Here is a 24,663-nt window from a genome sequence, read left to right on the forward strand (position 1 = left end):
GCCGTGTCCGCCCTCACGCGGGGTGCCTGCGCCACCTACTTCGCGACGCGCGTGCGGTACAGCCACGCCGCGGCGGCGTAGCCGACCACCAGGATGCCGGTCAGCCACGCCAGCGCAGGCCAGATGACGCCGGCATCCGGGCTGGTGCCGGTCAGCACGTCGCGCAGTGTCTCGATGATCGGCGTATACGGTTGGTGATCCGCGAAGCCGTGCAGCCAGGTCGGCATGGTGTCGACCGGAACGAACCCGCTTGAGACGTACGGCAGGAAAAGGAACACGAAGTTGATGCTCGCCGCAGCATCAACGCTGAGCACAAGCCCCGCAGCGCACGCCAGCCAGGTGAAGGCCAGAATGACCAAGACGGCAAAGGCGATCGCCTGGGTCCAGCCGCCGAGATCCGCGGCCGGCCGCCAGCCGAGCAGCAGTGCGACGCCGATGACCGGCACGATCGCGGCGAGATTGCGCACGACACTGGCGATCACGTGGCCGAACAACACGGATGAGCCGAAAATCGGCAGCGTCTTGAACCGGTCGATCGTGCCGCTCTTCATGTCTTGGGCCACGGAGACCGCGGTGGCCGCCGAACCGAAGCCCAGGCACAGGATGAGCGTGCCGGGCACGACGTAGTTGACGTAACCGCCATCCTGTTGGATCGCACCTCCGAAGATGACGACGAACACGAGCATGATCGAGACCGGGATCGCGAACGCGGTGATCAGCCCGTCAACACTGCGCAGGGTTCTACGCAACTCCCGCCCGACCATCGCCGAAATGTCGGTGAGCGTGTCGGCACGGCCACGTCGCAGCGGCCGGGGCGCTGCGTTCCACATGTTTGGTGCGTTCGTGGCCGGAGTTTTCATGGCCGGGGATTTCGTGGCTGGCGCATTCATGATCGGCGCGCTCATGCTGCGACCTCCTGGTTCTGTTCGGTCTGGTTCTGTTCGGTCTGGTTCTGTTCGATTGACGCATCCGCTTCACGCGCTGCGTCCGCGGCGGATGTCACGTGCCCGGTCAACGCCAGGAACACGTCGTCAAGTGTTGGCTTGATGATCGCGATGTTCGCGACCGCAAGGGCACGGGCATCCGCAGTGGCGAGCAGATCGCGGATCGTGGCGACGGGCCCCGTCGTCGGAACACGGATGCTCAGGGTTTCGGTGTCTGCGACTGCCCGCGGCAGCGCGAGTGAGGTCGCGGTGTCGAAACTGCGCTGATCCTCGAAAGCGAGCTCGATGTGCTCGCCGCTCACGCGACTCTTCAGCTCGCTCGCCGTGCCGCCGGCGATCACCGTGCCGCCATCGATAACGGCGATCATGTCGGCCAGCCGGTCGGCTTCCTCGAGATACTGCGTGGTCAAGAGGACGGTGGTCCCTGCATCCGCGAGTTCGCGCACGACCGCCCACATCTGCGTCCGGCTGCGTGGGTCGAGCCCGGTGGTCGGCTCGTCCAGGAAAACGACGGGCGGGCGCGCGATCAGGCTGATGGCCAGGTCGAGCCTGCGCCGCATTCCGCCCGAGTAGGTGCGAGCCGGCCGGTGTGCGGCTGCGACCAGATCGAACTGCTCGAGCAACTCGCGCGTGCGGGCGCGGCCGACTCGGCCGCCGAGATGCGCGAGCCGGGCCATCATCGCGAGGTTCTCCTCACCCGTCTGGAACTCGTCGACGGATGCGTACTGGCCGGTCAGACTGATCACCCCGCGTGCCGCCCGCGGATTGCGGAGCACGTCGATTCCGTCGACGTGCACGGTGCCGGCATCCGGCTTGATCAGGGTCGTCAGAATGTTCACGGTCGTCGTCTTGCCTGCTCCGTTGGGGCCGAGCAGCGCGAAAATGTTGCCGGTCTCCACGTTCAGGTCGATCCCGTCGAGCACTTTCATCGTTCCGTAGCGCTTCTTCAGCCCGTGCACGGCGATCATCGGTCGCGTTGCAGTCATGGTCTCCTCCGTTGAATCTGTTTAGCTCGTACATTATGTGTATGTATTACACAATGTGTAGACCATACACAGTGACAGCAGATGCGTCAAGACCTTTTCGTGCCGTTGGGGTGCGCATCAAAACGACGGAGAAAACTGGCGACGCGCCGGTCACGGCTCAATTGGCTCAGTGTTGCGCAGAAAATCACCGTCGTTTTGAACGGTGTCGGGGTGATGCGGCGGGGTGAGGCGGCGGGGCGCCGGCTCGATCAGCGAGCGGCGAACGCCTCGAGCGCGGCCTGCAGGCCGGCGGTGTCGTAGCCGTGGTCGGTGCGACGCAGTTGATAGCCGTGCATGCCTGTGTCGATGGCGCCCTGCACATTCGCGGCAGAATCGTCGATCAGGATAGCGTCGTCCGCCCGGACCCCGAAGCGGCCGAGGGCCCGTGTGTAGATGCGACGCTCCGGTTTGCGAGCGCCGAGGATCGCCGAGATCAGATCGTTACCCTGGAACAGCGCGTGCGCCTCCGGTGCCAATTCCGGCAGGCAGTCGTAGAACGGGATCGGGTTGTTGGATAACAGCGAGGTTGTTCCGTGGCCCGCGGCCCAGCGGAGTGCGGCGATGCTGCCTGGGATCGCGGTCATCGCGCTGGCTCGGGAACGCCGCCACTGGTCGAGGCTGAGCTTTGCCCCTGTCACCAGGCGAAAGGCTTTCAGATATTCCTCGCTGGTTGTGTACACGCCTGCCTCTGCAGCGCGTTCGTGGCCACCGGCCCACCAGGTCGATGCGAGGTGATACTCGCTAGCCCCTGTCAGTCGGGCCAGGGCGGGCAGCCGCTTGCGGAAGTCGTAATCGTAGAGCGTGTCATCACAATCGAAGAAGTAGAGGTTCATCGCGTCCAGTATCGCCTGAGCAGCCTCAACTATCATTGTGCCGACATGCCCACACTTTACGACTGCTCCGTCAACACCGAACTTCTCACCGGCACCAGATTGGCGCGCGCCGCCATCGGGCGAGGCGAACTCATCGTCATCCCGACCGATACCGTGTACGGTCTCGCCGCAGATGCTTTCACCGCGACGGCCGTCGCACGGCTGTTGGCGGCGAAGGGGCGCAGCCGTCAGTCGCCGCCGCCGGTGCTCATCCCGGGCCTTCCCACGTTGGATGCCCTGGCCACAGAGATTCCTGATGAAGTTCGGGCGTTGGTGGCTGCCTACTGGCCGGGCGGATTGACTGTGGTGCTGCCAGCGCAGCCGTCGCTTGCGTGGGATCTCGGCGAGACTCATGGCACGGTCGCGTTGCGGATGCCGAGTAGCACGATCGCGTTGGAACTGCTTGCCGAGACCGGCCCATTGGCCGTTTCGTCGGCGAATCTCACCGGCGAACCGGCTGCACACACCGCACAGGATGCCGAACGCATGCTCGGCGATTCGGTTGCTGTCTATCTGGACGGCGGCAGTGTCGGAATGGTTGATCCGGACGGCGATTTCGCGCACGAGGCGTCCACCATCGTCGACGCGACGCAGCTGGCCGCGGGAACGGGCGGCCTGCGTATTCTTCGGCACGGTGTCATCTCGGATGGGCAATTGCGTGACGTCGTCGGTGACGTGCTCGAAGACGAGGGTGCGTCCGCGACGTGACCTTCCTGGTTCTGCTCGCACTGGCAACCGCCATCGTGACCTTCGGGTTCTCGGTGGTGGTCTACAAGCTGGCGCTGCGGTTCAAGCTGTATCCCGCGATCCGATCGCGTGACGTGCACACGCGGCCGACACCGCGGCTGGGCGGTGTTGCGATGTTCCTCGGCATCGTCGTGGCGTTCGGCATCGCTTATCTCGCTTCGTCTCGCATCTCGGTCGTCGGGGTCGTGTTCGCAGACCCCGCGCCGGTCTTCGCCATCCTCGGAGCCGCGCTGTTGATCGTGCTCGTCGGGATCGCCGACGATCTGTGGGATCTCGACTGGATGACCAAGCTCGCAGGGCAGTTCGTCGCAGCTGGACTGGTCGCCTGGCTCGGCGTGCAGATCTACTCGCTGCCGATCGGCGGCATGACGGTCGGTTCGCCTTGGATGAGCGTCGCGATGACGGTGATCGCGATTGTCCTGGTGATGAACGCCATCAATTTCATCGACGGGCTCGACGGACTGGTCGCCGGCGTCGCGCTCATCGCCAACGGTGTGTTCTTTCTCTACAGCTATTTGCTCACCGTGCGGACAAGCCCGTCGAACTATTTCAGCCTCGCCTCCGTCATCGCCGTGATCCTGGTTGGAGCGTGCGCAGGATTCCTGCCGTTGAACTGGCACCCGGCGAAGATGTTCATGGGTGACACCGGCGCAATGCTCGTCGGTCTGCTGATGGCGACCAGCGCGATCGCCGTGACCGGGCAGCTGAACACGACCGCCATTGAGGGGCTCGGGCGCTCGAACCTGCTTCCGACCTTCATCCCGATCATCCTTCCGTTCGCCATCCTGGTGATTCCGCTGCTGGACTTCGGGCTGGCCGTTGTGCGCCGGCTGCAGGCGGGCAAATCCCCGTTCAGCGCTGACCGTAAACACCTGCACCACCGACTGCTCGACATGGGGCATTCGCACCTGCACGCCGTGCTCATCTTCTACGGCTGGACTGCTGTCATCTCGATCGGCTGCTTGCTCTTCTTCGTGGCGCGTCAGATCTGGATCCCAATCGGGTTCCTCGCCGTCGGTTTGATCGTGTGCACGGCGATCACGCTCGCACCGCTCGGTCGGAAGAAGACCGGTCTGCCGCCGGCCACCGCGGGCGATGCCGCCCTCGCAGGCGAGCCCGCGCGTGAGCAGCCACCGCTTCAGCCCACAGTGAACACAGTGAACAAGGACGCACGATGACCAGCACGACACCCTCGCAGCCCGCCCCGAATTCGCGCACGGTACCAACGTCGAATCCGGTGCTCAAACGGGCTTTGAAGTACGGCGCCCTCCTGGCGCTGGCGATCGCGGTCGTGATGGGCGTCATCGGAGCCATCGTTGCGGGCGGTCCGGGTGTGGTCGGCGCGCTGATCGGCACCGCCATGGCCCTGGTCTTCACCGGCATCACTGCCGCAAGCATCCTGCTTGCGAACCGCTTCACCGGCACAGACCTGTTCGTTGGCGCGTTCTTCGGGATCGTGCTCGGCTCCTGGCTGATCAAGTTCGTGGTTTTCATCGTGCTGTCGATCGCACTGAAGGGGCAGCCATGGGTGAATCCGCTGATCCTTTTCATCAGCATTGTTGCCGGAGTGGTCGGATCCCTGGTGGTCGATGTGGTCGTCGTCGCGCGCAGCAGAGTGCCATACGCGAGCGATGTCACCCTGCCGCAACCGACGCAGGAAACACAGGGAGAAGACCAGCCCTGAGCGCGAATAGCAGGCGATCTCGATTCGTGGTGAGAGCGGTTTTCTAGTAAGGTAGCGCTTAGGTTAACCGCCTTGTGCCGCGATTTTTCGTGGGTCCGCGAGGCGTTTCAGAATCCTTTCATGTTCCTCTGCCGGGCTGTGAATGCTCGCATCAAAATCAGGAGATAGCGCTGTTAGCTAACGCTGTGCACCTGCTTGTTCAGACTGCCACTGACGTCCCGCCCTTCGTAGGGCCCTCTATCGACGAGTTTTTTCCGCCGGTCTTTCTGTTTCAGGGAACAGCATTTGAGATCAACAGGATCATCCTGGTTCGTTTCATTGCGCTGGTCGCGCTCGTCTTGGTCTTCTGGTTGGGCACCCGTCGTCTCAAACTCGTGCCGGGCCGAGGGCAGAACCTGATCGAAATGGCCCTCGACTTCGTTCGGGTCAGCATTGCGGAGGATCTGCTTGGCAAGAAAGACGGCCGCCGTTTTCTGCCATTGATCACCGCCGTCTTCTTCATGGTCTTCGCGATGAACGTCACGGGCGTCATCCCGGGGTTGAACGTCGCAGGAACTTCCGTCATCGGTGTGCCGGCATTGCTTGCCCTCATCGCCTACGTGGCGTTCATCTACGCCGGCGTCAAGAAGAGTCCGGGCAATTTCTTCCGCAACTCACTGTTCCCTGCCGGTGTGCCCAAGCCGTTGTATCTCTTGATCACACCGATCGAATTCATTTCCACGTTCCTGGTACGACCATTCACGCTCACCCTTCGACTCATGATGAACATGATCGTCGGCCACCTCCTGCTCGTGCTGTTCTTCACGGGCACCACCTGGTTCCTGCTGGAATCGCCGGGGATTTTCAAGCTGTTCGCAATCGGCACTTTCGCCTTCGGATTCGCCTTCACCGTGTTCGAACTGTTGATCATCTTGCTGCAGGCCTACATCTTTGCCCTGCTCACAACCGTCTACATCCAGCTCGCGCTGGCTGAAGAGCACTAACCGAGTCGGGCGCCCGCTCGACTCACCATCACGGAAGGAAACCAACGTGGACACCAGCGTTATCGCTGCGATCAGTGGAAACATCGGTACGGTCGGTTACGGCCTTGCCGCGATCGGCCCCGGTATCGGTATCGGCATCGTGGTCGGCAAGACCGTCGAGTCCGTCGCCAGGCAACCCGAACTCGCAGGCCGGCTGCAGGTTCTGATGTACATCGGTATCGCATTCACCGAGGCGCTTGCGTTCATCGGTATCGCGACGTACTTCTTCATGACAGCCTGACAACCATTCACGACGTAGCGATTAAGGAGGCATGATGCTTCACACAGGGCTCGTTGTGGTGGCCGAAGCGTCTCCCAACCCGCTGGTCCCGGCGGGAAGTGACCTGGTCTGGTCAGCAGTCTGCTTCATCATCATTCTCATTTTCTTCTGGAGGCTCGTGCTTCCTCGGATGCAGAAGATGCTCGACGAACGTTCGGCAGCGATCGAAGGAAACATCGAGAAAGCCGGAGCGGCTCAGCATGAAGCGGAAGCGTTGCTCGAGCAGTACACCGCACAGCTCGCGGACGCCCGGAGCGAAGCTGCAGGAATCCGCGACCAGGCTCGTGAAGACGGCAAGCGAATTCTCGAAGAGCAAAAGGACCAGGCATCTGCTGAAGCCGCTCGCATCACGGCATCTGCGCACTCACAGATCGAGGCGGAGCGCCACGCTGCGGCCATCTCGCTGCGCAACGAAGTCGGTTCTCTCGCACTGGACCTCGCATCCGGCGTGATCGGCGAGAGCCTGGAGAACGACAAGACGGCGGCGGGGATCGTCGACCGATTCCTTGCAGAGCTTCAGGCCGACGATGCGCGTAAGGCAGGATCGACCACCTAATGGGAAGTGCGACAGTCCAAGCATTGGCAGCCTCGCGGCAGGCGCTAGCGTCGCTCGGCAGCGGGGCCGATCTGGCAACCGCTCGCGAACTCTTCGCGGCGGAGCGCGTGCTCGGCGAGTCAGCGCAATTGCGTGCCCTGCTTGCGGACCCGTCGGCCGGTAACGATGCGAAAGCGGATGTGCTCGCGCGCGTTTTCGGTGCACATGTCTCCGCCCAGACTCTCTCGTTGCTTTCGGCGATTGCCACGCACCGCTGGTCGAACCAGAATGACCTACTGGCCGGCATCGAGGAGATCGGCATCCGCGCGATCGCCCAGTCCACTCCGGCGCAGGTGCCGCTGGACGACGAACTGCTCGCGTTCGGCCACACGGTCACCGGCAATGCCGAACTGGAACTGGCACTGCGCAGTAAGTTGGCGTCGCCTGATTCAAAGGCTGAGTTGGTTCAGCGCTTGCTGCAGGGCAAGGCGTCGGAGCAGACCATCGCGCTCGTCCGGCAGCTCGTGTCGCAGCCGCGCGGGCGAAGCATCCGGATCGCACTGCGACAGACGGCAGCGATCATCGCGGACCAGTCCGGACTGTCGATTGCAACGGTCACCAGTGCGCGACCACTCAGCGCGAATCAGCGTGATCGGCTCATTGCCGGGCTTTCCGTGCAATACGACAGAGAACTGCGCATCAACGAGGTCATTGACCCCGCTCTGATCGGCGGGTTGCGCGTGCAGATCGGCAACGACGTGATCGACAGCAGCATTGCCACACGCATCAACGACGTAAAGCTTCAACTCGCGGGTTAGCCCGAAGAGTTTCGGATTCTTTGAGAGACGTTCGGGACGACATCGTCCCACACAGATAGGGAACAAACATGGCAGAACTCACCATCAGCCCCGAGGAGATCCGGGATGCGCTGAAGGCTTTCGTTACGTCGTATGAGCCGAACAAGGCGAGTGCGACCGAGGTCGGCCACGTCATCGATGCTGCGGACGGCATCGCCCACGTCGAAGGTCTGCCCGGCGTCATGGCCAACGAGCTCATCCGCTTCGCGGACGGCACGCTCGGACTCGCCCAGAACCTGGATGAGAACGAGGTCGGCGTCATCGTGCTCGGCGAGTTCACCGGCATCGTCGAAGGCCTCGAGGTCACCCGCACCGGCGAGGTTCTCTCCGTCTCGGTCGGGGATGCGTATCTCGGTCGCGTCGTCGACCCGCTCGGCGCACCGATCGACGGCCTTGGGGAGATCGCGTCGGAGGGTCGCCGGGCTCTGGAGCTGCAGGCGCCCGGCGTCATGCAGCGCAAGAGTGTGCACGAACCGCTGCAGACCGGCATCAAGGCGATCGACGCGATGATCCCGATCGGCCGCGGCCAGAGGCAGTTGATCATCGGTGACCGGCAGACCGGCAAGACGGCACTGGCGATCGACACGATCATCAACCAGAAGGCCAACTGGGAGTCGGGCGACTCGAACAAGCAGGTGCGCTGCATCTACGTGGCGATCGGCCAAAAGGGTTCGACGATCGCGTCGGTCAAGGGTGCGCTCGAAGACGCAGGCGCGATGGAGTACACCACTATCGTCGCCGCCCCCGCGTCGGATCCGGCCGGGTTCAAGTACCTGGCACCGTATACAGGCAGCGCCATCGGCCAGCACTGGATGTACGGCGGCAAGCACGTGCTCATCGTCTTCGACGACCTGTCGAAGCAGGCGGAGGCGTACCGCGCGGTTTCGCTGCTGCTGCGCCGCCCACCGGGACGCGAGGCCTACCCCGGGGATGTCTTCTATCTGCACTCCCGATTGCTCGAACGTTGTGCGAAGCTCTCCGACGAGCTCGGCGCAGGATCGATGACGGGACTGCCGATCATCGAGACCAAGGCGAACGACGTGTCCGCGTATATTCCGACGAACGTCATCTCGATCACAGACGGTCAGATCTTCTTGCAGTCCGATCTGTTCAATGCCAACCAGCGGCCCGCTGTCGACGTCGGCATCTCGGTGTCACGTGTTGGTGGCGACGCACAGGTCAAGAGCATCAAGAAGGTCTCCGGTACGCTCAAGCTCGAGTTGGCCCAGTACCGGGCACTCGAAGCATTCGCGATGTTCGCTTCGGACCTTGACCCGGCCAGTCGTCGCCAGCTGGCGCGCGGAGCTCGTCTGACCGAGCTGCTTAAGCAGCCGCAGTACGACCCGTACCCTGTCGAGGATCAGGTCGTCTCGATCTGGGCCGGCACGAACGGCAAACTCGATGAGGTGCCGGTGGAGGACATCCTGCGCTTCGAGAGCGAACTGCTCGACCACCTGCGTCGCAACACGAAAATCCTCGACACGCTGCGTGACACGAACGTGCTCGACAACGACACCGTCGCCGCGCTGGACAAGGAGGTCGACGCGTTCAAGCTCGAATTCCAGACAGGAGAAGGCAAGCCGTTGATCGCACCCGGTTCCGAGCACTTCGAGGAGATCGCGCCAGAGGACATCGCCCAGGAGCAGATCGTTCGCCAGAAGCGCTGATCGAGAACGAGCAGGCTGAGCCAGCACTAGCAGAAAGGCAGAAGAGACATGGGAGCGCAACTTCGCGTCTACCGGCAGAAGATCAAGTCTGCCCAGACGACTAAGAAGATCACTCGTGCCATGGAGCTGATCTCCGCATCCCGGATTCAGAAAGCCCAGGCCCGTGTCGCCGCGTCGACGCCGTACGCGCGTGCCGTCACTCGAGCCGTCTCAGCGGTCGCGACGTACTCGAACATCGACCATGTTTTGACCACGGAGCCGGAGAGAATCGATCGAGCCGCCGTGGTCATCTTCGCGTCGGACCGCGGGTTGGCCGGTGCCTTCAACACGAATGTGCTGCGCGAGGCCGGTGAATTGACGGCCCGGCTGCACGCTCAGGGCAAAGACGTCGTGCACTATCTGGTCGGCCGCAAGTCGGTGGCATATTTCAACTTCCGCAAGCGCGCCATCGAGCGTTACTGGGTCGGTGGCACGGACAATCCGCAGTTCGAAGTCGCCAAAGAGATCAGTGCCGAGGTCGTGGCCCGCTTCTTGCAGCCGACGGACCAGGGCGGGGTGGATGAGATCCACATCGTCTACAACCGCTTCATCAGCATGCTCACGCAAACTCCGGAGGTCGTGCGTCTTCTGCCCCTTGAGGTAGTCGAAGGCGTTGAGGAACCGGAGGCCGGTGCCGCCCTCCCGCTCTATGAGTTCGAGCCTGAAGCGGAAACGGTGCTCGACGCGCTGCTCCCTGTCTACATCGAAAGCCGCATCTTCAATGCGATGCTGCAATCTGCTGCAGCCAAACACGCCGCCACACAGAAGGCGATGAAGTCCGCGAGCGATAATGCCGACAAGCTGATCACCAACTACACGCGTCTGGCGAACAACGCCCGCCAGTCCGAGATCACTCAGCAGATCTCCGAGATCGTCGGTGGAGCCGACGCGCTGGCGTCCTCCACTAAGTAACGTTACGTATGAGACCCGCATTCTGTTCAGGTATGCAGAGAGAGAACAAGACATGACACCGACCGCAAGCGCGCCGACCGCCACCGACCCGGCCGAGGGTGCGAGGAAGCAGGCCGGCGGCTCAGTCGGCCGGATTGCCCGCGTCACGGGCCCCGTCGTCGACATCGAGTTCCCGCACGATGCGATTCCCGGAATTTACAACGCGCTGAAGACCACGATCAACTTCACCGGAGACGAGGAAGAGGCGCACGAGATCACGCTCGAGGTCGCGCAGCACCTTGGTGACGACCTGGTGCGCGCCATCGCACTGAAGCCGACCGACGGACTCGTGCGCGGTCAGGAAGTGCGCGACACCGGAAGCCCGATCACGGTGCCGGTCGGCGACGTCACCAAGGGCAAGGTCTTCAATGTCACAGGCGAGATCCTGAACGGCGTGCCCGGAGAGACGATCGAGATCACCGAGCGTTGGCCAATCCACCGCAAGCCGCCGGCATTCGATCAGCTCGAGTCGAAAACGCAGCTGTTCGAGACAGGCATCAAGGTGATCGACCTGCTGACGCCATACGTACAGGGCGGCAAGATCGGCCTGTTCGGCGGCGCCGGCGTCGGCAAGACCGTGCTCATCCAGGAGATGATCCAGCGCGTCGCGCAGAACCACGGTGGTGTCTCTGTGTTTGCCGGAGTGGGCGAGCGCACCCGTGAGGGCAACGACCTCATCCATGAAATGGAGGAGGCAGGGGTCTTCGACAAGACGGCACTCGTGTTCGGCCAGATGGACGAGCCGCCGGGAACGCGTCTGCGGGTCGCGCTGAGTGCACTGACCATGGCCGAGTATTTCCGCGATGTGCAGAATCAGGACGTGCTGTTGTTCATCGACAACATCTTCCGGTTCACTCAGGCGGGTTCCGAGGTGTCAACCCTGCTCGGTCGCATGCCGTCTGCGGTGGGCTACCAGCCCAACCTCGCCGACGAAATGGGCGTGCTCCAGGAGCGCATCACCTCGACTCGCGGCCACTCCATCACCTCGCTGCAGGCGATTTACGTGCCGGCCGACGACTACACCGACCCGGCCCCCGCGACCACGTTCGCTCACCTTGATGCGACAACCGAACTTTCGCGCGAGATCGCCTCGCAAGGCCTGTACCCTGCCGTGGACCCGCTGACCTCGACCAGCCGCATCCTCGACCCGCGGTACCTCGGCGCGGACCACTACCGTGTCGCGACAACTGTCAAGCAAATCTTGCAGAAGAACAAGGAACTGCAGGAGATCATCGCGATCCTCGGTGTCGATGAGCTGTCAGAAGAAGACAAGATCACCGTGCAGCGCGCACGTCGCATTCAGCAGTTCCTGTCGCAGAACACCTACATGGCGAAGAAGTTCACCGGAGTGGAGGGCTCAACCGTGCCACTGAAAGACACGGTCGAGTCGTTCGATGCGATCGCTCGCGGCGAGTTCGACCATGTTTCTGAGCAGGCCTTCTTCAACGTCGGTGCGATTTCCGACGTCGAAGAGAAGTGGGCTCAGATCCAGAAGGAGAACGGGTAAGCATGGCGGCGCCGCTGAATGTGAGTGTTGTGTCGGCCGACCACGAGGTGTGGTCGGGCGACGCGACGATGGTGGTGGCAAAAACCGTCGAGGGCGAAATCGGTATCCTGGCCGGCCACGAACCACTTCTGGCGATTCTCGCGCACGGCGAAGTGCGTGTCACATTGCCCGGCGGCGAGAAGATCACGGCAGACGCCTCTGACGGATTTCTGTCTGTGGAGAACGATTCCGTGACGGTCGTCGCAGGTCGGGCGGAACTGGTCTAGAAGCATGGCACTGGCTACGGCGATGGAACGTCAATTCGGAGATGTCAGCATCCCGATACTCGTCGCGATGGCCGGTCTGCCGGCCGCGGGCAAGACGACCATCGCCGAGGTGATCGGTGCCAGATTGAACGCCACGATCGTCTCCGTCGACCCGATCGAGTCCAGCATCCTGCAGGCAGGCATCGATCCAGACCAACCGACCGGATTGGCCGCGTATCTCGTGGCAGGCACGCTCGCCGAACAGGTGCTGATGTCGGGGCGTACGGTCGTCGTCGATGCCGTCAACGCTGTTGAACCCGCCCGGCTGCAATGGCGCGAACTAGCGGCGCGCGCCGATGTTGCGCTCCGTGTGATCGAGGTGGTGTGTTCAGACGAAGGACTGCATCGTCGCAGACTCGAGAAGCGCATCCAGCGCCTGCCGCAGCTGCAGGAGGAGTCTCGCCGCGCGGTCGAACAGAGCCTTGAGGACTATCAGGAGTGGAAGGGTGCTGCCGCTTCGCTGCCGCGCATCACTCTGGACACCGTGGATCCGCTCGGGCAGAACGTGGCAGCGGCACTCGCCTTCCTCGACCGCTGACGTGACGCGGTGCTGATCCTGCTCCCACCGTCCGAGACCAAGCGCGACGGTGGCACGGAGGGGTCCAAACTTGACTATCGGCAGTTGCGCTACGGTCAACTGAATCGTCTGCGCAGAACGACCGTGCGGGCGCTTCGTGAACTCGCTCGCGACAGGGAGGCGTCGATCGCGGCACTCTCGCTCGGACCGACCCAACACGGCGAGGTCGAGCACAACCGGTCGGTCACCCGATCGCGCACCCGGCCCGCCGTCGATCGCTACACAGGCGTGTTGTTCGACGCACTCGATGCTCAGACGCTGCCCAGCGAAGCGCGCGCCTACCTCGGGCGCAATGTCGTCGTGCATTCGGCGTTGCTCGGACCGGTCGGCGCGCTCGACGCCATCCCGGCATACCGGATGTCTCATGACTCGCGGCTGCCCGGCATCCGGCTGAAGTCGCACTGGGCGGAATCGATCGCATCCGCGCTCGCAGCGGAGACCGGCCTGATTCTGGACGCGCGCAGCGAGGCGTATGCCCGACTCGGGCCAGCACCACGACGCGCCACCGCGGCGTTCCTGCGCGTGGTCACCACAGACGGCACCGGGCGGCGGCGCGCGCTGAACCACTTCAATAAGCACGCGAAGGGCGCTTTGGTGCGTGTTCTCGCGCAAGCCGGTGTCGAGTTCGAATCCGTCGAGCACCTGGTGGCATGTGCAGCGCAGCACGGCTTCCGGCTCGAACCCGGAGTCGGCAAGGGTCCGGGAGAGCTCGACGAGTTGTGCTTGATCGTGTGAGACGGCTCGCCCCCAATTGCGGGGGTAATTCGGAACGCATCGTTTACCTAGCAGCGGCATCATGGGAAACTGAGCTAAGCTCAGAATAGTTCGGTCAATACTGAGCAGTTATTCGTCGTGCGGAGTGAGCGGAGGACATCCGAGCTGAAACCGGGGCCGGTGTGACTCCAGAGGTCATGCGTCAGTGCCCCACGTTTGTCGGACCGGCGTGATCGCGTTCCCAGACTGCATCCCCTATGCGGCTGAGTGCGATCGCCCGATTGTGTGACACCTGTCGTCTATTGCCTGCGGTCGGGCACGTGCAATGACGATTGTCACTCAAGCGTCGGCGCGATCGCCAGGTGAGCGGCCGCCGGTCCGACCTCTCGCGAAGCGACGCTGCCACAACACACTTTCCGCATGTGACCGGATGGTCGCGGCGGACACCATGCAGCGAGGCCGGGCTCAAGCGGCGAGCGTGATGGCCTCATGCTCGAGCAGCCAGAGTTTGGTCGGGATGCCCTCTCCTCCGGTGTAGCCGACGACGCGCCCGGTCGAGGACAAGACGCGGTGGCAGCCGATGATGATCGGCAGCGGATTGGCCGCGACCGCGCCGCCGATGGCCCGACACGCCTCGGGTCTGCCGATATCAATGCCCAGTTCTCGATAGGAGGTGCGCTCTCCCCACCGCAAGGCGGCGATTCTCTGCCAGACCAGCCTCTGGAAAGGGGTGCCGGCATACGCCAACGGGATGGTGAATGACCGCCGCGTGCATTCGAAGTAGCCGTCAAGTTGTCGGTGCGCGCGCTCCAGAACGCGCGAGCTTCGCTCTGGTCTGTCGTCGTGAGGCAGCACTCCACCGCGCGCAATGGTGAGTGAGTTCAGTCGGGCGCCGTCGCTGGTCAGTTCGAGCCGACCGATCGGGCTTTCGATGCGGACGATGTGGTCGAATGTTTCGGTCATGCTGCGACGGTATCGGGGCGGATCGAACACCGCTCGCCGACCGTGCTTGTTGGGGGAGAACCAGCGCGGCCAGCTTGCTGTGGAGGGCAAGTCGAACCCCGGGTTCCAGCGTCGCGCGCGCTCCAGCCGTCCGAAACCGCAGAGGCGAGCCCGGGTGAGCCGACCGATAGCCTTGACGCATGGCAGAAATCGAGTACCGAAACCTCGGCTCATCCGGCCTGGTGGTTTCCACGATCGGAATCGGCTGCAATAACTTCGGCCGAAGCGGTACGGCGTCAGAAACTCAGCAGGGAACGAACGCGGTCATCGACGCGGCGATCGATGCGGGCGTGACACTGTTCGACACGGCAGACATCTACGGGGCCGAGCGCGGGCTGTCTGAGACGTTGATGGGCAACGCGTTGAAGGGCAAGCGCGAACGAATCGTGCTCGCCACGAAATTCGGCATGGACATGCAGGGTGCGAACGGCCCGGATTGGGGTGCGCGCGGTTCGCGGCGCTACATCCGACGTGCGGTCGAGGCATCGCTACAACGGTTGCAGACCGACTGGATCGATTTGTACCAATTGCATCAGCCCGACCCGAGTACGCCGATCGAGGAGACGATTGCCACGCTCGACGACCTGATCCGCGAGGGGAAAGTGCGTTACATCGGACATTCCAATCTCACGGGCTGGCAGATTGCGGAGGCCGAATTCACCGCGCGCCTCGGTGGGCATCCGCGTTTCGTGTCTGCACAGAATGAATACAGCCTCTTAGCGCGGGACGCCGAACGCGACGTGCTGCCCGCTGTCAACCAGTATGGGCTCGGCTTTCTGCCGTTCTTTCCGCTCTACAACGGATTGTTCACCGGAAAATTCTCACGGTCGGGTGGGCCCGTGGATAGCAGGATCATGATGATCCGCAAGCATCTCGCCGACAACGCCCCGTGGGACACGATCGAGCGCTATCAGCAATTCTGCCAGGCCCACGAGGTCAGCATGCTCGAGGCGACGTTCGGGTGGCTGCTTGCGCAGCCCGGGCTCACGAGTGTGATCGCAGGTGCGACGAAACCGGAGCAGATCGTACAGAATGCGCAGGCGGCGACCGCGTGGCATCCGACGATCGAGGACATTGCTGAGATTTCGGCACTGTTCACCGACTGAGCGGATCCGAGCAGCGGCCGACGGCCGGCGGCACAGCCATAAACTGCTTACGTGAGCATGTTGGATGTCGTTGCGCTGGTCGTTGCGTTGGTCGCCGTTGGAATTGCCGTGGTCGCAGCGGTACGCGCCCGCTCGGCAGAAGAGAAGGCTGGGATCGCGGCCGCTGCGGCGGCGCGTGCCGGCGAACGCGCCGAGGTCGCGTTGAGCGACGCGGTTCAAGCCGTCGAGCGTGCCGGTGACGCCCGCAGCGACGCCGCGACAGCGCTGGATCAGGCCACCCAAGCCCGGCAGAGCATCGTGCAGGCACAGGCGAACGCTGCGGCTGCCCAGGAGGATGCCGAGAAGGCACGGGCTGATGCCGACCGTGCGCGGCTCGACGCAGACACGGCCACCGGTGCGCTCGCCCAGGTTCAGCGCTCGATCGGGACCGACGGCGTTGACGGCCCCGGTGCGTACCCAGACGCGAGCCCAGATGCCAGCCCAGGCGCGGGCCCGGGAGCAGGCGCGGGCGAGCGAGGCGGACGCGGTGCGCTCCGCGCGGAATTGCCGCAGGCATCCGCTGTGCAGGATCCTGTCGCCTGGCAGCTGGAGCAGGTCAAGCCCGCGAGCTGGTTGATGCGCAACATCGGCTCGGCTAGCGCGCATTCTGCGCTCTTGACCGACGCCACCCAACCGCCGAAGTACGTGCGGCCAGATGAGGTGATTCCACGCGATGTGCCGCCGGGAGATCACCTGCAATTCCGCGTGCTGGCCTCGCGTGGCGGACCTCCGCCCCGTGTGCGCGTGATCTGGCGTGAAGACGGGGTTGCCGGACCGAAATCGTTCGACGCAACGCTGCTTGGCGAATGAGGAGGGCGTAGCCTCGAGACGATCGGTCATCACGGCACCAGGTGCGCGCCGTCACACCGCGAACGGGCGGATGCGCGAACACGCGAACACGCGAATCCGGCGACTAAGCGAACACGCGAACGCGCGAACACGCGAACAAGCGAACAAAGAAGAAGAAGGAAGAAGAAGAGATGGCAGCGGCAACACTGGGCAGCGCGTTGGAACGCGAGCACCGTGATATCGATGGCGGAATCGAGGCGTTTACGGCCGGCCTCGCCGTCGGCAGCACCGACACGGAGCCGTTGACCCGCGCAATGACCGGGCTGCGGCGCCATATCTACCTGGAGGAGGAGTTCCTGTTCCCTCCGTTGCGGGAACACGGCATGATGATGCCGATCTTCGTCATGCTGCGCGAGCACGGCGAACTGTGGGCGACGATGGATTCGGTGGAAGCACTGATCGCGGCCGACTCCGATGACGAGGCGGTGTTGGCCGCCTGCCAGGGTTTGCTGGCCCAGTTGGATGCGCACAACTCCAAAGAGGAGCCGATCATCTATACGCAAGCCGACACGGTGCTCTCCCAGGAGGCCAGCGCTGAGCTGAGTGCGTTCCTGAGCGCGGGACGGATGCCGGAGGGTTGGGTCTGCGCCAAGGCTGCCTGACCGAAGTTCTGCTTGCGGAGTGAGCGCACACTCACTTAGAATTCTGTGGTGGAAACCACAACACGCCGTGCAAGCCCGATGCCGGTCGAAGACCGTCAATCGATGATCGTCGACGCAGTCATCCCGCTACTGCTCGAACATGGTGCGAATATCACTTCTCGCCAGATCGCGGAGGAAGCCGGGATCGCGGAGGGCACGATCTTCAGGGCGTTCGGTGACAAAGAAACCCTGATCAGGGCGGCCGTGGAGAAGTACTTCGATCCGCAGCCGATGCGTGCGCAGCTTGCGCACATTTCGCCGCAGGATCCGCTCAGGGACAAGATCAAGGCTGCCATCGGCATTCTGCAGGCGCGTTTCAGCGGCGTGCTCGCCATGATGTCCGCACTCGGCCACAACGAGCGGCCCGAGTTCGCGCGCGACAAGTCTCGAAGCAATTATGCCGGTATCGTAGCTGGGCTGGTTCAACCCGAGCTCGATCGGCTGAACCTGCCGGCGGATCGCATCGGAGCGCTGCTGCGCCTTGTCGCGTTCTCCACGTCGATCCCTCAATTCAATGAGTCTGTCGGATTCACGCTCGACGAGCTCACCGATATCGTGCTCTACGGCATCGTCGGAGATGCGCCACCTGATGCGCCAAACTCGACGGATGCTGCGAGCTCGACGGATGCTGCAGATCCGGCGGATGCCGCGCATCCGACCACCACACGCCATCAGACCACGAACGAGGACGACACATGCTTCTGAAGCTTCTTAGGCGCTACCTTCGACCGCATTGGCGATTGTTGCTCGCGGTCGTCATCTTCCAACTCGCGCAATCCATCGCATCGTTGTATCTGCCGACATTGAACGCAGACATCATCGACAATGGTGTCATCAAGGGTGATACCGGTTACATCCTGCAGCTCGGCGGGGTGATGCTGCTCATCACGCTTGCTCAGGTCGCCTGTGCGGTCGCCGCCGTGTACTTCGGCGCGAAGGCGGCGATGGGCGTCGGCCGCGATCTGCGCAGCGCGGTGTTCAACCGGGTCGGAGAGTTCTCAGAACGCGAGGTGACACACTTCGGCGCACCGTCGCTGATCACCCGCAACACGAACGATGTGCAACAGGTGCAGATGCTCGTGCTGATGACCTGTACGCTGCTCGTCTCGGCTCCGATCCTGTGTATCGGCGGCATCATCATGGCCATGAACCAGGATCTCGAGTTGTCCTGGCTGATCGCCGTCAGCGTTCCCGTTCTGTTGATCGCCGTCATCCTGATCATCTGGCGCATGGTGCCCCAATTCCGCCGGATGCAGAAGCGCATCGACGCGGTCAACCGGGTGCTGCGCGAACAGCTCACCGGCATCCGCGTGATTCGCGCGTTCGTGCGTGAAGACATCGAGACGAAGCGGTTCGCGAAGGCGAACGCCGACGTCACGGAGACCGCCCTGAAGGCGGGCAGGCTTTTCGCGCTGATGTTTCCGACCGTCATGTTCGTGCTGAACGTCTCGAGCGTCGCGGTGATCTGGTTCGGAGCGTTCCGGATCGAGGACGGCTCCATGCAGGTCGGAACCTTGACGGCCTTCCTCAGCTACCTGATGCAGATTCTGATGGCTGTGATGATGGCCACCTTCATGTTCGTGATGGTTCCCCGTGCGGCCGTCTGTGCAGACAGGATCAGCGAAGTGCTGAACACCCAGTCAACGGTGCGCCCACCTGCCAAGCCCGTTCAGACACTGTCGGAGCACGGGTCGATCGAACTGTTCGAAGTCGGGTTCGCCTATCCCGGTGCAGAGCAGCCGGTTTTGAGCGAGATCAACTTCCGTGTCGAGCCGGGCTCGACGACGGCCATCATCGGCAGCACCGGCAGCGGTAAGACAACGCTGATCAATCTCCTGCCCAGATTGTTCGATGCGACAAGCGGATCCGTGCTCGTCGACGGAGTCGATGTCGCCGAACTGGATCCTGACCTGCTCTGGTCGCGCATCGGTCTCGTGCCGCAGAAGCCGTATTTGTTCTCGGGCACCGTGGCGTCCAACCTGCGCTATGGCAAGACCGATGCGAGCGACGAGGAGTTGTGGCGTGCCCTTGAGATTGCGCAGGCGAACGATTTCGTTCGGCAGATGGATGGCGGCCTGGACGCAGAGATCGCCCAGGGCGGCACCAACGTTTCCGGTGGGCAGCGTCAGCGCCTCGCGATCGCGCGAGCCCTGGTCAAGCGACCGGAACTCTACATCTTCGATGATTCGTTCTCGGCGCTCGATTTGGCGACGGATGCCCGATTGCGGCGTGCTCTCCGGCGAAACGAAAGCGACGCGACCTTCGTGATCGTCGCCCAGCGCGTGTCGACCATCATCGATGCCGACCAGATCCTCGTCGTCGAAGACGGCCGCATCGTTGCGCAGGGAACCCATGAGGAGCTCGTCGCGAGTTCGAAGACCTACGCCGAGATAGTTTCATCGCAGCTGACAGCCGAGGAGGCAGCATGAGCACCAACTCGTCAACCCGCAACTCGGCCAGGCCGCCCGTGCGTCGCGGGCCGGGGCGGGGAGGCCCGTTCGGTGGCATGGGGATGCCTGCCGAGAAGTCGATGAACTTCGGGCCGAGCGCCAAACGCCTGCTCGGGCGGTTGCGCCCTGAGGTCTGGCCGATCGTCTTGGTGACCGTTCTCACGATTTTGAGCGTCGGGTTTTCCGTGCTCGGGCCCCGGTTGCTCGGCGATGGAACCAACCTCATCGTTGCCGGGTTCGTCTCGAAGAGCCTGCCGGCAGGCGCCAGTCAGCAACAGGTGATCGACGGGATGCGCGCGAGCGGGCAAGGTCAGCTTGCCGACATGCTCAGCGGCATGCATCTGACCCCGGGCAGCGGGATCGACTTCGCAGCCCTCTCGAGCGTGCTGTTCTGGGTTCTGGCGCTGTACATCATGGCATCGGTGTTCTCCTGGTTGCAGGCGTTCGTGCTCAACGGTGTGACGCAGCGCACAATGTACCGGCTCCGTGAAGACGTCGAAGTGAAGATCCACAAGCTGCCGTTGAAATACTTCGACACGATGCAGCGGGGCGAATTGCTCAGCCGTGTGACGAACGACATCGACAATATTTCGCAGAGCCTTCAGCAGACGCTGAGTCAGATGCTCACGTCGTTACTGACCGTGGTCGGCGTGCTGCTGATGATGTTCCTGCTGTCGCCGTTGCTCGCCGTGATCGCACTTGTCACGATCCCGATCACCCTTGTGATCACCACCGTCATCGCCAAACGCTCGCAGAAACTGTTTGTTGCTCAGTGGACCCACACCGGAACGCTCAACGCGCAGATCGAAGAGGCGTTCACCGGGCACGCTCTCGTGAAGGTCTTCGGCAGGCACCGCGAGGTCGAAGAGGTGTTCCGGCAGAAGAACGAGGAACTCTACAAGGCCAGCTTCGGGGCGCAGTTCATCTCCGGGATCATCATGCCGGCCATGATGTTCGTCGGAAACCTGGTGTATGTCGCGATCGCGGCCGTCGGCGGACTCCTGGTGGTCTCCGGCAGCATGCAGATCGGTGATGTGCAGGCGTTCATCCAATATTCGCGCCAGTTCACTCAACCGCTGAGCCAGCTCGGGTCGATGGCCAATCTGCTGCAGTCCGGCGTCGCATCCGCTGAGCGGGTTTTCGAGTTGCTCGACGCCGATGAGCAGAGCGACGACCCCGACGAGCCATTGAGCCCCGAGGGCACTCGTGGGCGCCTTGCGTTTGAGAACGTGTCATTCAGCTATTCAGAGGACCAGCCGCTGATCACGGACCTGTCGCTGGTCGCTCAGCCCGGGCAGACTGTTGCAATCGTCGGTCCGACCGGTGCGGGCAAAACCACGCTGGTCAACCTGATGATGCGCTTCTACGAACTCGACAAGGGCCGAATCACACTCGACGGCGACGACATCTCGAAGATGACCCGATACGACTTGCGCTCGCGGATGGGAATGGTGCTGCAAGACACCTGGTTGTTCGAGGGCACGATTCGCGACAATATCGCATACGGGCGACCGGATGCGACCGAGAAGGAGATCGTCGAGGCCGCCAAGGCGACGTACGTCGACCGATTCGTGCGTTCTCTGCCGGAGGGCTACGACACGCTACTCGACGATGAGGGTGGAAATGTCAGTGCGGGGGAGAAACAGCTGCTGACCATTGCGCGGGCGTTCCTGGCACGGCCGAGCGTGCTTATTTTGGATGAGGCGACCAGCTCCGTCGACACTCGCACGGAACTGCTGGTGCAGAAGGCCATGAGCGCGTTGCGCAAGGATCGAACCAGTTTCGTCATCGCGCACCGGCTCTCAACCATTCGAGACGCCGACCTGATTCTCGTGATGGAGGCCGGGCAGATCGTGGAGCAGGGGACGCACACCGAGTTGTTGGCGGCGGGTGGCGCGTACTACACCCTGTATAACGCCCAGTTCGCAGGCGCTGCCGTCGACGACGTCTGACCTGACGCACTGCCTTCTTCCTGCGAACGACTGGGAAGGGAAGGCGCGGGAATGGAAGGCGCGGGAAGGCACGAGCCTGCGGCGAGTTATGCACAGCGCAGGCGGTCTGCGAGTTGTGAACAGATCGCGCGATAGCCCTCTACCCGTGCGCGTGCCTGCGACAGGCTGTTCGCATGCAGACGATAGTCAAGACAACTCAACCGCACGACCTGCTCGCCCTGGTGCCGCAACTCGTCGGCTTCCGCCCGCAGAACAGCCTCGTTCTCGTCGCTTTCGATGCCAAACGCACCTGTGGCGCGTATCGCGTTGATCTGCCGGAACCCGCTGCAGACGCCGCGTATAAGCGGATGGCGACGACGCTCATCGGCATGCTGTGCAAAGTGCGCGGGGCAGACGGTGTGGTCCCCGTCATCTACACCGATGACAGGTTCGACACCTGCGGGGGGATCCCGCGGGAGACGTTCGCGATGCTGTTGCTCGGCCGCGCCCGCACGGCCGGGTTCACAGTGAAGGACGCGCTGTGCGTTGCGGCCGACGGTTGGGGTTCCTATTTCGACGAATCGGATGCCCGCGACTCGCCGCGCCCGCTGGCCATGATCGACGAGTCGGCGGTCCACACGTCGGTTCCGGAAGGTGAGCGAGTGTCGCTGCGCTCGCCGCGAGAGCGTGCTGAGCTTCCACAGTCGGACCTCGCCCGGCGAGAACGAGTCACGCGCGCCATCCTGCGGCTGAGGGCACAGCCGCCGCCCCAGCTATCCCGCCCCGGTGAGGTTGGTGCGTGTGCAGAAGTTGTCGAAGAGAGCGGCTCGGTGGATACCGCGGAGGAACTCACCGAATTCGCCGAGTTCGTCCTGCAACTCGACGGTGCCACGATCTCACCCGACCTCGCAGCGCGGATCATTTTGACGGCCGAGCTTCCCAGTTTTCGCGATGTGTTGCTCTTCGAGTGGGCCTGGGGGCGCGAAATCGGTTTGCGAACCTGCCGCTTGAACCAGAAGCACGAGCGCGGCGAGATCATCACCCCTGAGGACGACGGGGCGCTCGGCCTTGCGGGAATCGGGATGCCTCGGCCCGATGTTGGCCGCATCGGCAGAGCGATCGAACTGTTGGGGCACCTGGCGGCGTGCGCACCAAAGTCGGCGCGCGCGCCGCTGGTGACGATGCTTGCCTGGCTGCACTGGGCACTGGGATCCGGTTCGACCGCGGGGCGATTCATCGCGCAAGCACGCGCGATCGACCCCGGCTACGGCCTGGCCGATTTACTCGATTCGATGCTGCAGAACGGCATGCTCCCCGAGTGGTCGTTCGAGCGGCCGAAACTCGACCCGGATCGGCGAGTCGTGACGATTCCGTCGACGCGCTGGCAACCAAGCAGCTAGCTAGTGGCCGATCAGAGGCGCCATCAGGCGCGCGGTCACAGAAGCACGGCGGGTGAGGCGTTCTTCGGCGTCGGCGACGGTCATACCGAGAAGGCCCGCATTGGCACCGAGAAAGCGCAGAGGTTCCGGCTCCCAGCGCGGTGACCGATGATTGACCCAAGGCAGACTCGTGAGCGCGGAATCAGTCGCTGTGATCAGGTCGGCCAGAGTGCGGCCGGCCAGATTGGTTGTGCTCACGCCGTCGCCGACGTAGCCTCCTGCCCAGCCGATGCGGGTGTCCGGTGCGAACCCGACAGACGCATGCCAATCGCGGGGTACACCGAGCGGCCCGCCCCAGCGGTGTGTGATCCGAGCAGAATGGGCCTCGGGGAACAGCTCGACGAGTGCGTGCCGCAGATGATGGGCGACATTCGTCGCCGTGTCGTAACCCGGGCGGATGGCACTTCCCCAGTGATAGCGCGCGCCCCGTCCGCCGAACGCAAAGCGGTTGTCAGCTGTTCGCTGACCGTAGATCAGCAGGTGCCGATAGTCCGTGAAGGTCTGTCCGTGCTCAATTCCGGTGCCTTCCCAGAACGATTCGGGCAGCGGTTCGGTTGCGATCATCAGCGAGTACAGCGGCATGACGGAGCGTCCGACGCTCGGCAAAGCGCTTCCATATGCTTCCGTCGCGTTGACGATTGCGCCTGCACGCACCGAGACCGGACCATCGCCAAGCGCATCGACGCGCCCAGGGCCGAAATCAGTGACGCGGGTGTGCTCATAGATTCGTACTCCCAGGCTCTCGACGACGCGGGCAAGCCCCCTGGCCAATGCTGCCGGCTGAATCCGTGCGCAGTCGGGCGTGAATGTCGCGGCGGACGCCGTGACAGACGGCGCCCGCCGCCGCAGCGCATCCGTGCCCCACAGCGTGACGTGGTCGACGCCGAACCGGCGAGCTTCTGCGACCTCTTCGCGCGCCGCGTCAAGGCCAGGACGATTGCGTACGAACGCGACGGTGCCGCCCTTCACAAAGTCGCAATCGAGTTGCTCCCGGGCGACGACACGACCGATCTCATCGACGGTGTCGATCATCGCCTGACGCATGCGCACGGCTGCTTCGATGCCGTGCAATCTGGCCAATCCCGTCGTGGAGACGGGGAACAATGCCGAAGACCAGCCGCCGTTGCGCCCTGATGCGCCGAACCCTGCGATCTCCTTTTCGAGCACGACGATCGAGAGTTCCGGGTGCGCGTGCGCCAGATAGTAGGCCGTCCACAGCCCGGTCAGCCCTGCGCCGATGATGCACACGTCTGCTGTCGTCTCGCTCATCAGCGCCGAGCGGGGGCGCAATTCATCGCTGTCGCGCGCCGCGAGAGAATCGAACCAGAAACTCACCGTGCGGTAGTTGTCGCTCGCCACGATCGTGTCTCACCTGTCTTCGTCGTCGTTGCAGTGATAATGGACGGCGCCGGCCCGGCACGCCGGCCCGGCACGCCGGCCCGGCGCGCCGCCGCAGAGGATCAGGGCGGGTACGCGGCGG

25 protein-coding genes are annotated in these 24,663 nt (G+C 63.3%); 20 read left to right on the forward strand and 5 right to left on the reverse strand.

Annotated elements, in window-relative coordinates; all coding sequences use genetic code 11:
- Positions 1-35: 35 nt before the first annotated feature.
- The 3 genes from QU604_RS07820 to QU604_RS07830 form a co-directional block, all read right to left on the reverse strand.
- A complete protein-coding gene (locus tag QU604_RS07820) occupies positions 36-905 on the reverse strand; it encodes an ABC transporter permease (RefSeq protein WP_308468242.1) in 870 nt (289 codons plus the stop codon).
- Positions 902-1,930, reverse strand: coding sequence for an efflux ABC transporter ATPase subunit, DrrA-related (locus QU604_RS07825; protein ID WP_308468243.1), 1,029 nt, complete (start codon positions 1,928-1,930; stop codon positions 902-904). Before QU604_RS07825 ends, QU604_RS07820 begins: the two co-directional genes overlap by 4 nt.
- Positions 1,931-2,178: 248 nt before the next feature.
- The gene (locus QU604_RS07830) at positions 2,179-2,802 is read right to left on the reverse strand and encodes an HAD-IA family hydrolase (RefSeq protein ID WP_308468244.1); all 624 of its coding nucleotides are present in this window, start codon (positions 2,800-2,802) and stop codon (positions 2,179-2,181) included.
- 45 nt (positions 2,803-2,847) lie between these two features.
- Here QU604_RS07830 and QU604_RS07835 point away from each other — a divergent pair, with 45 nt between their 5' ends.
- The 13 genes from QU604_RS07835 to QU604_RS07895 all read left to right on the forward strand — a co-directional run bounded on the left by QU604_RS07835 (position 2,848) and on the right by QU604_RS07895 (position 13,747).
- On the forward strand, positions 2,848-3,549 hold the full coding sequence (locus tag QU604_RS07835) for an L-threonylcarbamoyladenylate synthase (protein ID WP_308468245.1): 702 nt from the start codon (positions 2,848-2,850) through the stop codon (positions 3,547-3,549).
- Positions 3,546-4,766: an MraY family glycosyltransferase gene (locus QU604_RS07840; RefSeq protein ID WP_308468246.1), complete on the forward strand. Its 1,221-nt coding sequence runs from the start codon at positions 3,546-3,548 to the stop codon at positions 4,764-4,766. The genes QU604_RS07835 and QU604_RS07840 overlap by 4 nt, the downstream gene beginning before the upstream one ends.
- On the forward strand, positions 4,763-5,272 hold the full coding sequence (locus QU604_RS07845) for a Cg1360 family ATP-synthase-associated protein (RefSeq protein WP_308468247.1): 510 nt from the start codon (positions 4,763-4,765) through the stop codon (positions 5,270-5,272). Before QU604_RS07840 ends, QU604_RS07845 begins: the two co-directional genes overlap by 4 nt.
- 185 nt (positions 5,273-5,457) lie before the next feature.
- Positions 5,458-6,255: a F0F1 ATP synthase subunit A gene (gene atpB, locus QU604_RS07850; RefSeq protein ID WP_308468248.1), complete on the forward strand. Its 798-nt coding sequence runs from the start codon at positions 5,458-5,460 to the stop codon at positions 6,253-6,255.
- Between the two features lie 46 nt (positions 6,256-6,301).
- On the forward strand, positions 6,302-6,535 hold the full coding sequence (atpE, locus tag QU604_RS07855; protein WP_308468249.1) for an ATP synthase F0 subunit C: 234 nt from the start codon (positions 6,302-6,304) through the stop codon (positions 6,533-6,535).
- A gap of 34 nt (positions 6,536-6,569) precedes the next feature.
- On the forward strand, positions 6,570-7,130 hold the full coding sequence (locus tag QU604_RS07860; RefSeq protein WP_308468873.1) for a F0F1 ATP synthase subunit B: 561 nt from the start codon (positions 6,570-6,572) through the stop codon (positions 7,128-7,130).
- On the forward strand, positions 7,130-7,927 hold the full coding sequence (locus tag QU604_RS07865; protein WP_308468250.1) for a F0F1 ATP synthase subunit delta: 798 nt from the start codon (positions 7,130-7,132) through the stop codon (positions 7,925-7,927). The genes QU604_RS07860 and QU604_RS07865 overlap by 1 nt, the downstream gene beginning before the upstream one ends.
- Before the next feature lie 68 nt (positions 7,928-7,995).
- Positions 7,996-9,633 (forward strand): F0F1 ATP synthase subunit alpha, encoded by a 1,638-nt coding sequence (gene atpA / locus QU604_RS07870; protein WP_308468251.1) that lies wholly within the window; start codon positions 7,996-7,998, stop codon positions 9,631-9,633.
- 48 nt (positions 9,634-9,681) lie between these two features.
- Positions 9,682-10,584, forward strand: a complete 903-nt coding sequence (locus tag QU604_RS07875; protein ID WP_308468252.1) for a F0F1 ATP synthase subunit gamma — start codon at positions 9,682-9,684, stop codon at positions 10,582-10,584.
- 52 nt (positions 10,585-10,636) lie between these two features.
- On the forward strand, positions 10,637-12,130 hold the full coding sequence (gene atpD / locus QU604_RS07880; protein WP_308468254.1) for a F0F1 ATP synthase subunit beta: 1,494 nt from the start codon (positions 10,637-10,639) through the stop codon (positions 12,128-12,130).
- Positions 12,131-12,132: 2 nt separating this feature from the next.
- Positions 12,133-12,396 (forward strand): F0F1 ATP synthase subunit epsilon, encoded by a 264-nt coding sequence (locus QU604_RS07885; protein ID WP_308468255.1) that lies wholly within the window; start codon positions 12,133-12,135, stop codon positions 12,394-12,396.
- Positions 12,397-12,400: 4 nt separating this feature from the next.
- Positions 12,401-12,973 (forward strand): P-loop nucleotide/nucleoside kinase family protein, encoded by a 573-nt coding sequence (locus QU604_RS07890; RefSeq protein WP_308468256.1) that lies wholly within the window; start codon positions 12,401-12,403, stop codon positions 12,971-12,973.
- A 9-nt stretch (positions 12,974-12,982) separates the two neighbouring features.
- The gene (locus tag QU604_RS07895) at positions 12,983-13,747 is read left to right on the forward strand and encodes a YaaA family protein (protein ID WP_308468257.1); all 765 of its coding nucleotides are present in this window, start codon (positions 12,983-12,985) and stop codon (positions 13,745-13,747) included.
- A gap of 444 nt (positions 13,748-14,191) precedes the next feature.
- Here the strand turns inward: QU604_RS07895 and QU604_RS07900 are convergent, their stop codons facing one another.
- Entirely contained in the window at positions 14,192-14,689 is a 498-nt protein-coding gene (locus QU604_RS07900) for a methylated-DNA--[protein]-cysteine S-methyltransferase (protein WP_308468258.1), read from the reverse strand.
- A gap of 179 nt (positions 14,690-14,868) precedes the next feature.
- Between QU604_RS07900 and QU604_RS07905 the strand changes: the two genes are divergently transcribed.
- From QU604_RS07905 to QU604_RS07935, 7 genes are all read left to right on the forward strand, one after another.
- Entirely contained in the window at positions 14,869-15,834 is a 966-nt protein-coding gene (locus QU604_RS07905) for an aldo/keto reductase (protein ID WP_308468259.1), read from the forward strand.
- Positions 15,835-15,885: 51 nt separating this feature from the next.
- On the forward strand, positions 15,886-16,683 hold the full coding sequence (locus QU604_RS07910) for a hypothetical protein (protein WP_308468260.1): 798 nt from the start codon (positions 15,886-15,888) through the stop codon (positions 16,681-16,683).
- A 170-nt stretch (positions 16,684-16,853) separates the two neighbouring features.
- Complete coding sequence (locus QU604_RS07915; RefSeq protein ID WP_308468261.1) at positions 16,854-17,324, forward strand: hemerythrin domain-containing protein; 471 nt, start codon at positions 16,854-16,856, stop codon at positions 17,322-17,324.
- A gap of 48 nt (positions 17,325-17,372) precedes the next feature.
- Positions 17,373-18,068, forward strand: coding sequence for a TetR/AcrR family transcriptional regulator (locus tag QU604_RS07920; RefSeq protein WP_308468262.1), 696 nt, complete (start codon positions 17,373-17,375; stop codon positions 18,066-18,068).
- Positions 18,059-19,792, forward strand: coding sequence for an ABC transporter ATP-binding protein (locus QU604_RS07925; RefSeq protein ID WP_308468263.1), 1,734 nt, complete (start codon positions 18,059-18,061; stop codon positions 19,790-19,792). Before QU604_RS07920 ends, QU604_RS07925 begins: the two co-directional genes overlap by 10 nt.
- Positions 19,789-21,765 (forward strand): ABC transporter ATP-binding protein, encoded by a 1,977-nt coding sequence (locus QU604_RS07930; protein ID WP_308468264.1) that lies wholly within the window; start codon positions 19,789-19,791, stop codon positions 21,763-21,765. Before QU604_RS07925 ends, QU604_RS07930 begins: the two co-directional genes overlap by 4 nt.
- Before the next feature lie 173 nt (positions 21,766-21,938).
- Positions 21,939-23,144 (forward strand): DUF4192 domain-containing protein, encoded by a 1,206-nt coding sequence (locus tag QU604_RS07935; RefSeq protein ID WP_308468265.1) that lies wholly within the window; start codon positions 21,939-21,941, stop codon positions 23,142-23,144.
- Here the strand turns inward: QU604_RS07935 and QU604_RS07940 are convergent, their stop codons facing one another.
- Complete coding sequence (locus QU604_RS07940) at positions 23,145-24,542, reverse strand: NAD(P)/FAD-dependent oxidoreductase (protein ID WP_308468266.1); 1,398 nt, start codon at positions 24,540-24,542, stop codon at positions 23,145-23,147.
- Between the last annotated feature and the right edge of the window lie 121 nt (positions 24,543-24,663).

It is taken from the genome of Rathayibacter sp. SW19, from assembly GCF_030866825.1.
In the GTDB taxonomy this organism is placed as follows: domain Bacteria; phylum Actinomycetota; class Actinomycetes; order Actinomycetales; family Microbacteriaceae; genus Rathayibacter_A; species Rathayibacter_A soli.